This is a genomic window from Deltaproteobacteria bacterium (assembly GCA_009930495.1).
In the GTDB taxonomy this organism is placed as follows: Bacteria; Desulfobacterota; Desulfovibrionia; order Desulfovibrionales; family Desulfomicrobiaceae; genus Desulfomicrobium.
Window position 1 is genome coordinate 1 of record RZYB01000067.1, and the last position, 12842, is coordinate 12842.

A 12842-nucleotide genomic window follows, 5' to 3' on the forward strand; every position below is an offset into this window, starting at 1 on the left:
ACACCAAGCAATAATCCAGAAGGCCCGAGCGAACCACCTTAATCACCGCGTGGGCCCTGGATTGTCGCGACGCTACAAATCCTCCGTTTCGCCCTACTTAAACCTCGAGCCCTTGAGCTCAAGGAATGCCAAAGCTGAAGACCTCTCTGGCCACCGCCCTTCAGCCAACGTGATCCACGTAGGCTTCGACGGTGTTGACCAGAAGCTGGGCGATGGTCATGGGGCCGACGCCGCCGGGAACCGGGGTCATGGCCGAGGCCACGTCCTTGAGGGCCTCATAATCGCAGTCCCCGACTAGGCCGGTTTCGGTGCGGTTGATACCGACGTCGATGACCACGGCACCGGGCTTGACCATGTCGGCCGTCACGAACCGGGGAATGCCCACGGCGGCCAGGACAATGTCCGCGCCGCGAATCTCGCTGGCGATGTCAATGGTGCGGGAATGGCAGATGGTCACGGTGGCGTTTTTCTGCAGAAGCATCAGCGCCAGAGGCTTGCCCACGATATTGCTGCGCCCGATGACCACCGCCTTTCGGCCCGCCACGGGAATCCCGTGGCGCTCCAGTAGGGTCATGATTCCGGCCGGAGTGCAGGAGCGCAGGCAGGACAGGCCCAAGGTCAAGCGTCCCATGTTGACCGGATGAAAGCCGTCCACGTCCTTGGACGGGTCGATCAGATCCAGGCATTTCTGACTGTCCAGCCCCTTGGGCAGGGGCAGTTGCAGAAGAATGCCGTCAATGGCCGGATCGGCGTTCAGATCGAGAATGGTCTGTTCCAGCTCGGCCTGGGGGATGTCGGCGGCCAGGCGGATGCCGCGCGAAACAATGCCCACTTCGGCGCAGGCCCGTTCCTTGTTGCGGACATAGACCTGGGACGCGGGATTCTCCCCAACCAGGATGACGGCCAGGCCCGGGGCTCGGCCATGGCGGGCGGCCAGGGCCGCGACCTGCCCCGCGAGTTCCTGGCGGATGGTCGCCGCCGTCGCTTTTCCATCGATAATTTGCATGGCTACCTCAATAAAAAGGGCGCTTTGCGCGCCCGTTGCTATTCTTCATCAAACCAGTTGGCGGCCATGGCCGGACCAAAATACATGCCCTGGGTGTCCAGATCTTCCTCGATGCGCAGCAATTGGTTGTACTTGGCCACGCGATCCGAGCGACACAAGGAACCGGTTTTGATCTGACCGGCGTTCACGGCCACGGCCAGATCGGCGATGAAGCTGTCCTCGGTTTCTCCGGAGCGATGGGAAATGACCGTGGCGTACGAGGCTTCCTTGGCCATTTCGATGCAGTCCATGGTCTCGGTCAGGGTGCCGATTTGATTGAGCTTGATCAGAATGGCATTGCCCACGCCGCGCATGATGCCATCGGCCAGCAGGGCCGGATTGGTCACGAAAATGTCGTCGCCGACCAGCTGCACGCGATCACCGAGCACGTCGGACAGAACCTCCCAACCGTCCCAATCGGCCTCGGCCAAACCATCCTCGATGGACACGATGGGGAACTTGCCAGCCAGATCGGCGTAATAATCGGTCAGCTCGCGGGCGGTCAGGATCTTGTTTTCGCCAGCGAAATGGTATTTGCCATCCTTGTAAAATTCCGAGGCCGCGGCGTCGATGCCCAGGGCGATCTGACTACCGGGCTCGTAACCGGCCTCCTTGATAGCCTTTATCATGTACTGGAAGGCCTGCTCATGGCTGGCGAAATTGGGCGCGAACCCGCCTTCGTCGCCCACGGAAGTGGCCAGACCGTCCTTGTGCAGAATTTTCTTCAGGACATGGAAGGTTTCCGCGCCCATGCGCAGGGCTTCCTTGAAGCTCTCCGCGCCCAGGGGCAGGATCATGAATTCCTGGATGTCCAGATTGTTGGCCGCGTGCGCCCCGCCATTGATGATGTTCATCATGGGCGCCGGCAGCACCTTGGCGTTGATGCCGCCCAGATATTTATACAGGGGCAGGCCCAAAAATTCCGAGGCGGCCTTGGCCGTGGCCATGGACACGCCGAGCATGGAGTTGGCGCCCAGACGGGATTTGTTCTCGGTGCCATCCAGGTCGATGAGGGCCTGATCCACTTCCACCTGACGGGTGGCGTCCAGGCCGACGATTTCCGAGGAAATTTCCTCCATGATGTTCCTGACGGCCTGCTCGACGCCCTTGCCGCCAAAGCGGTCGGTGTCGCCGTCGCGCAGCTCCAGGGCCTCGCGGGTGCCGGTGGAGGCTCCGGACGGCACGGCGGCGCGACCCGTGGCTCCGGATTCGAGGGTGACTTCGACCTCGACCGTGGGGTTGCCCCTGGAATCCAAAATTTCCCTGGCCCAAATACCTGTGATGGTGCTCATGCTTGCTCCCTGGTGTTATGTGGTGCTGGATGATGTTGATAGTAAATGGCCCGGAGTCCCTGCAGCAGCAGGTCCGGAGCCACGTGGTCGATGCAGTCTGTGATGGCCTCCAGACACGGCGCGAACCCGCCCGTGGCGATAACCCGCGCCCGCGGGTCGCCGAGACGCTTTTTCAACCGCGCGACCAGCCCCTCGAGCATGGCCGCGAACCCGAACAGGACGCCGTGGTTGAGGCTTTGCCGGGTGCTGGTGCCAATGTCCAGCTCCGTGGAGTCCAATTCCAGGCTGATTTGCGGCAACTTGGCCGTTTGCGTGCCCAGGGCCGTGACCGAACTGAGCACGCCGGGACAAATCAGCCCCCCGAGAAAGGCATTGCCCTGGATGCAGTCAAAGGTGGTGGCGGTGCCAAAATCGACCACGATCAGGGTGGTGTCGTCCGCCAGCAGCCGGGCCGCGTAACTGCCCAGCAGGCGATCCGCGCCCACCTCCCGGGGCCGGGCGTAGCGATTTTCCAGGGGAATCGGCATGTCCCGGGGCACGAACAGGGCCGGCTTGCCGAAAAACCGTTGGCAGGCCTGGTCCAGCAACCCGGACAATGGCGGGACCACCGACGAAACGACCCAGGCCGGAACCGCGAACTCGGCCACGCCCTCGCGGTCGCAGATGGCGGCGATGGTCAAGCCCAGGGAATCCGCGGTTTCACGGTTGGTGGACGGCAGGGTGTAGGCGCGCCCCAAGCGCTCCTGATCCGCCAGACAGACCTTGATGTTGGTATTGCCGACATCGAACAGCACAAGAGGATGGGCCAGCGGCGGCTCGGCGTTGTACGTCATGGAAGGGCTTTATCGCATTGTCCTAAAAACTCAAGGACCAGCCGCCTCCTTGACCGCTTGTAACCCCGTTTTGATCAGGATAAGCCGGGCTCACAACCTGTACACGCAAGGAGGCGTCATGGCACTGAACAAGGAACTGCTGCGGATTCTGGCCTGTCCGAAATGCAAGGGCGACCTGGAACTCGTCGGCCAGGAAGAGGGACTCAAATGCTCGGTCTGCGCCGTGGTCTACCCGATCCGGGATGAAATTCCGGTCATGCTCATCGACGAGGCCATACCCGTGGCCAAATGGGACCAGGGCGTGCGCGAGGCGTGAGGTGAGCAAACACAAGGAACGCGAACAACCGGAGACCCTCGGCCTGGCATGCGTCGGCGCGGACAGTCACGCCCACCTCGACGGGCGGGATATCGATCCCCGCGTCGTCCTGGCCAGGGCCAGGGCCTGTGGCGTGCGCACCGTGGGCAATGTTTTTCTCGGTCCCGAGGCCTATCGGCGACACCGGGCCGGATTCGAGGCCGATCCGGACGTATTTTTCTTGCTCGGCGTGCACCCGCACGAAGCCGGCAAAATGACCGAGGCCGATTGGACGGACATGCACCACGCCTTCGAGACAGACCCGCGCCTTCGAGGCGTGGGCGAAATCGGGCTGGATTATTATTACGACTTTTCTCCCCGCCAGGACCAACGGCATTGGTTTCGGCGCCAGCTCGAACTGGCGCGGGAACTGAACCAACCCGTGGTCATCCATTGCCGCGAGGCCGAGGATGACTGTCTGGCCATCCTCGATCAGATGGGTTTTGCCGGAAAGCCGCTTCTGTGGCACTGCTTCGGCCTGGGGCCGGACTGGACCGAAAGGCTGCTCTCGCGCGGTTGGCATCTGTCCATCCCCGGCACCGTGACATACCCCAAGAACGAGGCCTTGCGGGCCGCGGTCACGACCATCCCGGCCGACCGTCTGCTGCTCGAAACCGACAGTCCCTACCTGGCTCCGGAGCCATATCGGGGCAAACCCAACGAACCGGCCTTTATCGTCTTCACGGCGCGGGAAGTCGCCCGGCTGCGCGGCGAGGACCCGCACGCCTTGTGGCAACGCTGCGGAGACAATACGCGACGCTTCTTCGGGATGGACCGAAAAAGCGGACATCGCCCCCGATGACATCCGGGCCGCCCCGCGTCGATCAAGGCCAAAAGCCCCGGCCCCAACCTTTTACCGATGAGGAAAAATACATGGAAGAACGCACGATCACATGCCCCCGCTGCGGCAAGGAACTCGCCCACCCCGTCCTGTACCGCTGCATCAGCTGTTTTGCCCAGTATTGCGCGGCCTGCGAAGGTTCCGAATCCGGAATTCGCTGCCCCAAATGCGGCCAGACCGGGCGCATGGTTCTGGATCAGGGAAAAACCGCCAAGAGCGCCTGAAGCCCGCGCCGGCTCAAACCGATCCTGGGCCACGCCATCCCGCTTTCCATCGAAGGCGGGATTTTTTACGGTTTAATGATGACACCCGTCCCGTGCAGATCCGACAGGGGGACGACGAACACGCCGCATTCCTCGCAGAATTGGCGAACGGCGCGCTTGGCGCCGCTGAACCGGGTGTTGTTGTAGTCGTGGATGATGAGGGCGCCGCCCTTGGACAGGCGCGGGTAAAAATAGCGCAGTCCATCGTAAAGCGGCTTGTACAAGTCCGCGTCCAGACTGACGACGGCAAAGGCGTCCTCGATGCCCTGGGTGGTTTCCGGAAAATAGCCCACCCGAAACACGGCCCGGTCCGGATGGGGCAGACGCCGCCGCACCGCGTCCACGCTTGTGTCCGCGAAGTGGCCCGTCGCGGCCCGGGAAAACCCGTGCTCGGCTTCAATCGTGATGTCGCGCTGATCGAATCCGGCAAAGGTGTCGAAAAGATAGAGCGGACGGTCGGGAAAAAGGCGGTTCATCTCCACCGCGAAATCACCCCGGTACACGCCCAGCTCGGCAATGGCGCCGGCGATACCGCGTTCGCGCGCTTCCCCGGCGATCATCCGCAACGCGGCCAAACGGAGATCAAAGGTCTGGCGCAGTTCCGGGGCCGTGACGATCCGCGCCTGGATACCCATGGCCTCCAGACGCGCCCGGACGCTGACGCAAGCGTCCTTGTTCAGCATGGAAATAAAAATGGCGTCCGGCGCCAGGTCGGCGAGGGCTTCGGGCGGAACAATCGGAACGCCGTCCAGGCTGGCGCCCCATTTGGTTTCGTCGCTGTCGCAATACGCCTTGATCTCGATATCCCCATGCAACAGGTTGGCGACCATGCGCCCGCCCTGGCCCGCGCCCCAAATCACGGCAGTGTTCATGCCTTGTTCCTCCACAGTCTGTTATTCGTGCCGCCCCTGGACATCCGGCTCTGGAACGCCGCGCCCCGGCGCCTCGATCAGGCGCGCGCCCTGGGCCAGGAGCAGCCGGCGCAGCGTGGGCTCGGCGTCGGACAAAAAGCGCAGCTTGATCACGGCCCGGTAACGATCCACCACGCTCATGATGGCCAGATTGTCATACCCCTCGAGCAAAAAACGATACAAGGCGATCTCCGAACGGGGAATTCCGGCGTACAGGACATGGCTGACCGTTTCCGGCGGTCCCAGGGGATGGATTCGTGGACGGCGCGGCCGCTGGCGCGCGGCCCTAGAGCACGTCATGACCGTTCTCGGTGACCACGACCATATGTTCCCAGCGCACGCCCCCCCACTGGGGATAATACAGACCCGGCTCCACGGTGATGACCATGCCCGGCTTGAGAATGGTCGGCCGGATGGGCCCGACGCCCGGCGCTTCATGGGTTTCCAGACCAATGCCATGCCCCAGGGAATGGGTGAACTGTTCGGCCACGCCATGCCGGGTGAAAAAATCCCTGGCCGTGGCGTGCAGCTCGCTGGTGGACACGCCCGGAGCGACCTTGGCGATAGCCAGGCGTTGGGCCTCCTGGACCAGATCCAAGGTGCGGCGGAAGGTGTCGCTCGGGGCGTCGCCGATCCACCACGTCCGGGTCTGATCCGAGCAATAGCCGTTCAAGCGGCCGCCCATGTCGATCAAGACCGGGGTTTCCGGGACAAGCCGGGTCTGGCCCGGCGTGGCGTGGGGCAGAGCGCCGTTGGGCCCGAAGCCGACGATGGGCGCGAAGCTCAGGCCCTCGGCTCCGTTTTCCCGAAAGGCTTTCTCCAGCATCCAGGCCACGTCCCGTTCCGTCAGTCCCGGTCCGAGCCGTGGCCGCAGGATATCGTAAACACGGTGGTTCAGGGCGCAGGACGCCCTTAATGCCGCCAACTCCGCGTCATCCTTGATGGTGCGCAATTCCTCCACCAAACGCGGAGCCGGATGCAAATCCAGGTTTTTGGCCAGCTCCAGATACATGTCCGCGCACATGGCCTGGGCCTCGATCCACAGGTCGCGGATACCCTGACTCCGCACGAATTCGGCGATCTTTTCCAGCCGTGGCGCGCCATGAATATGCGTATGCTCCTCGGGCCAGTGACGGCGGGCCTCCTCGGAGAAACGGGCGTCGGTCAGGAGCCAATCCGGACCGCTGGCTTGCAGGAGCAGACAGCCCGAACTTTCGTTGCACTGCCCGTCGTGGAGTTCAAAACCGGACAAATAAAAACGATTGGCCGGATGCAGGACGAGCAGGGCCGGAATGCCGGCCGCGTCCATGAGGCCTTTCAGGGCGGCGATGCGCCGGACGTGATGGGACATGGTGATTTCTCGCGCTAAAGGTGAAGGGGCTTACGCGGCAATGCGCCGCCCGACAAAGGCCGCGCCAAGGATGATGACCATGCCGATTACGGCCTGGCTGGTCACGGCCGAACCCCGGATCAGGGCGGCCAGGAGCACGGCCAGGGGCGGGGTCAGATAGGACAGGTAGCCGATGATGGTCATGTTGCCCGTGGTCACGGCCCGGTTCCAAAGGGTGAAGGACAGGCCCAGGGGCACGAGGCCGAGATACACGGCCGAGGCCAGGGCCATGGGCGCGGGCAAGCGGCTTGGGCCGCTCAGAACATAGACCAGGGCCGAACACAGGGCGGCCACGATGGTAAAGGCCGGCATGTAATCCCGCGTTGGACGCAGCCGGGCCAGGACCACGGAGAAGCCGCTCCAGATCAGGCCGCATCCCAGGGCCAGGGCATAACCGGGCAGGTACCGAGCCTCGAAACTCAGCCCCCGCCCCCCGGACACGACCAGCCCCGCGCCGAACAACCCGGTCAGGGCCACGATCAGCACGGTCGGGGACAGGCGCTTGCGGGCCAGGATCGAGGAAAAAACCACGATCCAGAACGACCAGGTCGTGGCCAGGATGGCGCCCTCCACCAACGGAGCATGGTCCATGGCCGAATAATAGACGACATGGTAGCCGAAGATGCCGACGATGCCGAGGGCCGTCAGCCGCGCGTCCGGCCACGGCACGGCCAGACGCCGGGACAAAAGCATTTCCTGGACCGCGAGATAGATGGCCGCCGGCACAAAGCTAAAAAAAAGAAGCTCGGGCACGGACAGCCCGTCCAGGCCGCTGCCCGTGGCCGCCGGCAGACTGGCCCAGCACAGCACCGAACCCAAGGCATACAGATAGGGTTTCATGGAATTTTTCCGAGCAGAGGCGGGGTTTGGGATTGCGGTCGCGGCATCGGGGCGATGGCCGCGACCTGGAATGCCGAAAAAAGCGATGTCCCCGCCCTCCCCGCACAGGCCAGGCAGGAGGCCGGGACACGGCCGGAGGCGTCAGTTTTTCGGCTTGAAGCTGGCGGAAGGGCCCTGGTCTTCGCCGCCGACCTGGCCTGGCATCTGCTTCAGGATATTTTCGCGGATTTTTCCGACGTGGTCGGCCATTTCCATGAACGCGGCCAGGGGCATGACCAAACGCATGGCCGGCTTCAACGTGACTTCCTTGGTTTCGGAATTGACGCTTTCCAGACGGGCGAAATCAAGACGGGCAATACCCTGATGGATTTGAACATTGACGATGCGTTCGGAAAAAATGTCAAGCATGGGTTCTCCTCATGGATTGAAGTGTGCGCAAAGAACGTGACGCGCGACCGGGCGCGAAGGGCGCGAGCGCGCGCCCATTATCCTGGCGTGTGGTTATGGGATGACGCACGGCATGTAAAGGCGGCCATAGACCCCAGGGGCGGATTCTAAAACAGCTTGCTTCCGATCCTGGCGTTCACGACCGGGGCGACAAAGGTCGCCTCGCCGCTGTCCCGGCCCGGGTACTGAACACCCAGGACCAGCACTTCGGACACGACGGCGCCCATGGTCCGGGGAGGGAAATTGAGCACGGCCAGAACCTGGCGCCCGACGACCTCGTCCAGGGGATGGGCGGTGAAGCGGCCATGGCTGGTGCGCGTGCCGAATTTTCCAAAATCAATGACCATTTTATAGGTCGGCCTGGGCGTCAGCGAACAAAATTCGGCGGCGATAACGCGGCCGACACGGATATCCAGGACGGCGAGGGATTCCTCGAAAGTGACTGTTGGCTTGAGCTCCGTGGCCATGGCGGCTCCTTTGTGGCGGGTGACGGGGGCGGCCCCGGCCATCCGGGGCGCGGGGCGGACTGTAGGCCCGGTCCGGTCCGCAAGGCAAGACCAGCCTTGTTCCTGGCTTGGACTTCGAGTAATTTATGGAACATGCCGGGTTCGGCAAGGAGTTTTCATGTCCATCCGCAATAAAGTGTTTCTCATCATTCTCGGCCTGTTCACCGTCCTTGGGGGCATCGATTTCATCATCCAGCGATCCGTGATCTATTCCAGTTTTCTGGAACTGGAACAAAACGAGGCCGAGGAGAATCTGCGCCGGATATTCTACGCCATCGACAGGGAAATCACGCATCTGGATCTCTTCTGCCGGGATTGGGCGGCCTGGGATGATTCCCACGAATTCATGCGCGACAGGTCCGAAACCTTTGTCGCCAGCAATCTCGACGTGGACACGCAGCGCAACAATCGTCTGAGCCTCGTGGCGTTTTGCGCGCCTGACGGAGAGGTGGTTTGGAGTCGGGGGCTGGATCTCGCCTCCGACGAACCCATGGTCTTTGATTTCATGGCCGGGGGCCGGATATTCCCGGCACACCCCATATTTCATCCGGAAGCGGACGGCGGCGCGGCTGGGGTCTGTTTCACGGCGGCCGGACCGCTGCTGTTTTCCTCCCGCCCCATTTTACGCACGGATGGGTCCGGACCAAGCAACGGTTTCCTGATCATGGGCCGGCTTCTGGACCAGGACACCGTGGAAACCCTGCGCCAGCAGACCCGGATTCCCTTCGAGCTGGTATTTCCCTTCTCCGAGGGTCGGTCGGCATGCGGCGAAAAAAATCCGGCAAAAACCCATGGCGACAATGTGACCTTTGTCACGGAACGCGCCGGCGATGTCATCCGGATTTGCTCCGCGTACCAGGACATGGCCGGGACTCCGATTTTTGGCGTGGACTACCAATTCCCCCGCGAAATCACCAAAAAAGGCCTGGCCAGCATGCGCTATGCCGCGATTCTGGTCGTTGTTTCCGGAGCCGCGATTCTGGTCATGCTCAATGTCCTGCTCCAGATCGTGGTCCTGAGACCGGTGCAACGCCTGACCGAGCACGCCATCCGGATCGAACGCGAGGGCGATCACGGCGCGCGCCTGAACGTGGACCGCCAGGACGAAATCGGCCGTCTGGCCCAGAGCTTCGACGCCATGGTCCGGACCATCGGCGAACGGACCGAGGAACTGAAACGGGCCAACGAACGCCTGACGCAACTCTCGCTCCTCGATGGCCTGACCGGAATCCCCAACCGGCGCATGTTCGATTCCTATTTCAAGCAGGAGTGGCGCCGGGCCATGCGTGAACGGGCGGCCTTGTCCGTCATTCTGATCGACGTGGATTTCTTCAAACGGTTCAACGACATGCATGGACACCAAAAAGGAGACGACTGTCTGGTGAACGTGGCCGCCGTTCTCCAGCAATGGATTCGCCGGCCGGCCGATCTGGCCGCGCGCTATGGCGGCGAGGAGTTCGCCCTTGTCCTGCCCGACACCGACGCCGAGGGCGCCCGCCTTTTGGCCGAGCACATCCGCCAGGCGGTGCGGGATCTGCATATCAAGCACGACGGCTCGGAAGTTTCACCCTGGGTCACGATCAGCCTGGGCGTGGCCGCCATGGTGCCGCGCCTGGAACAGGGGGACCAGGGCATGGGCTCCTTGCTCAAACAGGCCGACGAAGCCCTGTATCAGGCCAAGGGCCAGGGGCGGGACAGAGTGCTGTGCGCCCCGGACATCGACGCCACGCCCGAAGATGACCCGTGGGATTCGTAGCCGTCGATTTCTCGTTTCCGCGCCCCGTCCCATAACGAATCAGCTCCGGCGTGACCGGACAAGGAGAGATATGTCATTCACCGAACTCGGCATCGCGCCGGCCATCGCCAGGGCCATGGAAACCCTGGGACCGACCGCGCCCCTGCCCATACAAATCCAGGCCGCGCCGGTCCTTTTGGCCGACAAATCGGCCATGCTCGTGTCCCGCACCGGCTCGGGCAAAACCCTGGCCTATCTGCTGCCCATCCTGTCCCGCGTCGCCCCGGAGCACGGCGCTGTTCAGGCCGTGATCCTGGCCCCGACCCACGAGTTGGCCATGCAGATCACGCGCGTGGCCCAAGACCTGATCCGCGCCAGCGGCCTGCCGATCCGGATCCAGTCCCTGATCGGCGGGGCCGCCGCCAGCCGTCAGATAGAAGGACTGAAAAAAAAGCCGCATGTGGTCGTGGGCTCGATCGGGCGCATGGTCCATCTCCTGGATCTGGGCAAGCTCAAGCTCCGCGACGCGGCCTGGGTGGTTTTCGACGAAGCCGACCGCCTGCTGATCGAGGAAAATTTGCCGCACATCCGCCGCGTTACCTCGGACTTGGGAGCTTCGACACGGTTTGTCTTTGTCTCGGCCACCGAGGGCCCGGCCGCGACCCGCGTGGCCAAGGGGCTGGCCCCTGATCTGGACATGGTCCGAATTCAGGAAGAACGGATCAATCCGGCCATCCGCCATTTGTACCTGGTCTGCGAGGAGCGGGACAAAGTCGACTGGGCGCGCAAGGTCGTGCGCGGTCTGGAGCCCGCCCGGACCCTGATCTTCGTGCATCGTGGCGCCTCGGCCGCGCGCATGGCCGAACGTCTGGAATTCCATCATCTCCCGGTGGCCGACCTGCACGGGGCCAGGGACAAATTCGCCCGTCAGGCCGCCCTGGACGCCTTCCGCAAGGGCCAGGCCCAGGTACTCATCGCCTCGGACATCGCGGCCCGGGGGCTGGACATCACGGGCGTGGAACTGGTCGTCAATCTCGACGTGCCCAGCCAAAGCCGGGATTATCTGCACCGGGCCGGCCGCACGGGCCGGGCCGACGCGGCCGGAGCCGTGCTTTCCCTCATGACCGAGGCCGAAAGCCGTCTGGTCCGACGCTACGCCGAGGACCTGGGTATCGTCATGGAAGCGGTCCGCCTGGTGCGCGGCCAGCTTGTCCCGGCCGAGAACACCCAGACGCAGCGTCTGGAACCCGCTCCAAGACCGGCGGGCCCACGCGCCAACGCGGATCGCCGTCCACGAAACAACGAGTCACCCGCGCGCCCGGCCAGACCCAGGGCCCAAACCGGCCAGGCGCCATCGGCCACGGCAAAAGCCGCCCGAAAAGGACGCGGCGGGCAGCGCGGCTAATGCGGATTCCGCCTCCAGGCGCGGCTACCCGCAACGCCCGTGCGGGCGAGGCGCTTGCGGAAAATATGCCGTTTTGATCGAAAAACATCATGGCCCGCCCAGGACTCGACCTTGGCGTGCCGACGGAGCCGACCCACGCGATGGACATGGCGCGGGATTCGGCCCCTAAAAAATTTTGCTGAACGCTTTATTCATGAAAGGATGATTTCACGATGCCAACTTACGTTCCCCTCAATACCAAGGATCACGCCTCCAAACGGTGGAAACGCCCGGTTTCCCACGCTTTTGCCCAGCAGGATATCACCGCGCCCATTGTTGGCCCGGAATTTCCGCAAGCCGTGGCCGCCTTTCCCATCGCCTTTTTCGTACGCCAGGAGACGGTTTCACCCGTCGTTTTGCTTGGGTTTGAACAAGGCCAGAATCTTTTCGTGGACCAGTCCGGGCATTGGCTTGGCAGCTACACTCCCATGGTCATGCGTGTTCATCCGTTCAAGCTGGCACGAACCGACAGCGGACAGATGATTTTATGTGTCGATCAGGATTCGGAACTGATCTCCGATGACCAGGGAGAGCCCTTTTTCGACGCCGGAGGAGGTCCGTCGCCCGCCGTGAAAGCCATCATGGAGCTGCTCAACCACCTCCAGGCAGGACAGGCGGCCACGACAACGGCCTGCGCGGCCCTGGCCAGACACGGCGTGCTCAAGCCCTGGCCCCTGACCGTCAAGGCCCCTTCCGGACCGATCAAGCTCGACGGCCTCTTCCAGATCGACGAACAGGCGTTGAATACCATCGCGGACGACGCCTTTCTGGAACTGCGTCGCGCCGGAGCCCTTCCCATGGCCTATTGCCAACTGCTGTCCATGATGCGCGTTCCAAGCCTGGAGCGGCTGGCCGCCCTGAAAATGCGCAAAACATCCCAGGCCCCAACCCCGCCCGCCGACATGCCCAAGCTCTCCCTCGCCGACGATATGTTCCGTTT

At 63.1% G+C, this 12842-nt stretch carries 15 protein-coding genes; 6 read left to right on the top strand and 9 right to left on the bottom strand.

Annotation, left to right across the window (positions count from 1 at the left end; all coding sequences use genetic code 11):
• Window positions 1-160: 160 nt before the first annotated feature.
• Genes folD through EOL86_07405 form a run of 3 tightly spaced genes read right to left on the bottom strand, consistent with a single transcriptional unit; the run spans window position 161 to window position 3170 of the window.
• Window positions 161-1006, bottom strand: a complete 846-nt coding sequence (gene folD / locus EOL86_07395; protein NCD25401.1) for a bifunctional methylenetetrahydrofolate dehydrogenase/methenyltetrahydrofolate cyclohydrolase FolD — start codon at window positions 1004-1006, stop codon at window positions 161-163.
• Between the two features lie 38 nt (window positions 1007-1044).
• Entirely contained in the window at window positions 1045-2337 is a 1293-nt protein-coding gene (locus EOL86_07400; protein NCD25402.1) for a phosphopyruvate hydratase, read from the bottom strand.
• Window positions 2334-3170, bottom strand: a complete 837-nt coding sequence (locus tag EOL86_07405; protein NCD25403.1) for a type III pantothenate kinase — start codon at window positions 3168-3170, stop codon at window positions 2334-2336. Before EOL86_07405 ends, EOL86_07400 begins: the two co-directional genes overlap by 4 nt.
• A 118-nt stretch (window positions 3171-3288) precedes the next feature.
• Between EOL86_07405 and EOL86_07410 the strand changes: the two genes are divergently transcribed.
• The 3 genes from EOL86_07410 (at window position 3289) to EOL86_07420 (ending at window position 4590) form a co-directional block, all read left to right on the top strand.
• Window positions 3289-3486, top strand: a complete 198-nt coding sequence (locus EOL86_07410; GenBank protein NCD25404.1) for a Trm112 family protein — start codon at window positions 3289-3291, stop codon at window positions 3484-3486.
• Window position 3487: 1 nt separating this feature from the next.
• Entirely contained in the window at window positions 3488-4327 is an 840-nt protein-coding gene (locus EOL86_07415; protein NCD25405.1) for a TatD family deoxyribonuclease, read from the top strand.
• A 71-nt stretch (window positions 4328-4398) separates the two neighbouring features.
• The gene (locus EOL86_07420) at window positions 4399-4590 is read left to right on the top strand and encodes a hypothetical protein (protein NCD25406.1); all 192 of its coding nucleotides are present in this window, start codon (window positions 4399-4401) and stop codon (window positions 4588-4590) included.
• 65 nt (window positions 4591-4655) lie between these two features.
• Here EOL86_07420 and EOL86_07425 read toward each other — a convergent pair whose 3' ends face one another.
• From EOL86_07425 to EOL86_07450, 6 genes are all read right to left on the bottom strand, one after another.
• Entirely contained in the window at window positions 4656-5501 is an 846-nt protein-coding gene (locus tag EOL86_07425; protein NCD25407.1) for a hypothetical protein, read from the bottom strand.
• Between the two features lie 21 nt (window positions 5502-5522).
• Entirely contained in the window at window positions 5523-5840 is a 318-nt protein-coding gene (locus EOL86_07430; GenBank protein ID NCD25408.1) for a DUF4911 domain-containing protein, read from the bottom strand.
• Window positions 5827-6891, bottom strand: coding sequence for an aminopeptidase P family protein (locus EOL86_07435; protein ID NCD25409.1), 1065 nt, complete (start codon window positions 6889-6891; stop codon window positions 5827-5829). Before EOL86_07435 ends, EOL86_07430 begins: the two co-directional genes overlap by 14 nt.
• A 30-nt stretch (window positions 6892-6921) precedes the next feature.
• Window positions 6922-7770 (bottom strand): DMT family transporter, encoded by an 849-nt coding sequence (locus tag EOL86_07440; protein NCD25410.1) that lies wholly within the window; start codon window positions 7768-7770, stop codon window positions 6922-6924.
• 141 nt (window positions 7771-7911) lie between these two features.
• Window positions 7912-8178, bottom strand: a complete 267-nt coding sequence (locus EOL86_07445; protein NCD25411.1) for a hypothetical protein — start codon at window positions 8176-8178, stop codon at window positions 7912-7914.
• Between the two features lie 146 nt (window positions 8179-8324).
• Window positions 8325-8684: a tRNA-binding protein gene (locus EOL86_07450; protein ID NCD25412.1), complete on the bottom strand. Its 360-nt coding sequence runs from the start codon at window positions 8682-8684 to the stop codon at window positions 8325-8327.
• A gap of 157 nt (window positions 8685-8841) precedes the next feature.
• Here EOL86_07450 and EOL86_07455 point away from each other — a divergent pair, with 157 nt between their 5' ends.
• The 3 genes from EOL86_07455 to EOL86_07465 all read left to right on the top strand — a co-directional run.
• On the top strand, window positions 8842-10479 hold the full coding sequence (locus EOL86_07455; GenBank protein NCD25413.1) for a diguanylate cyclase: 1638 nt from the start codon (window positions 8842-8844) through the stop codon (window positions 10477-10479).
• Window positions 10460-11863 carry a DEAD/DEAH box helicase gene (locus tag EOL86_07460; GenBank protein NCD25414.1) on the top strand — a complete coding sequence of 468 codons (1404 nt, stop codon included), beginning with the start codon at window positions 10460-10462 and terminating at the stop codon, window positions 11861-11863. Before EOL86_07455 ends, EOL86_07460 begins: the two co-directional genes overlap by 20 nt.
• Window positions 11864-12075: 212 nt before the next feature.
• Window positions 12076-12842 (top strand): peptidase (locus EOL86_07465; GenBank protein NCD25415.1); only part of this gene is annotated, 767 nt, incomplete at its 3' end.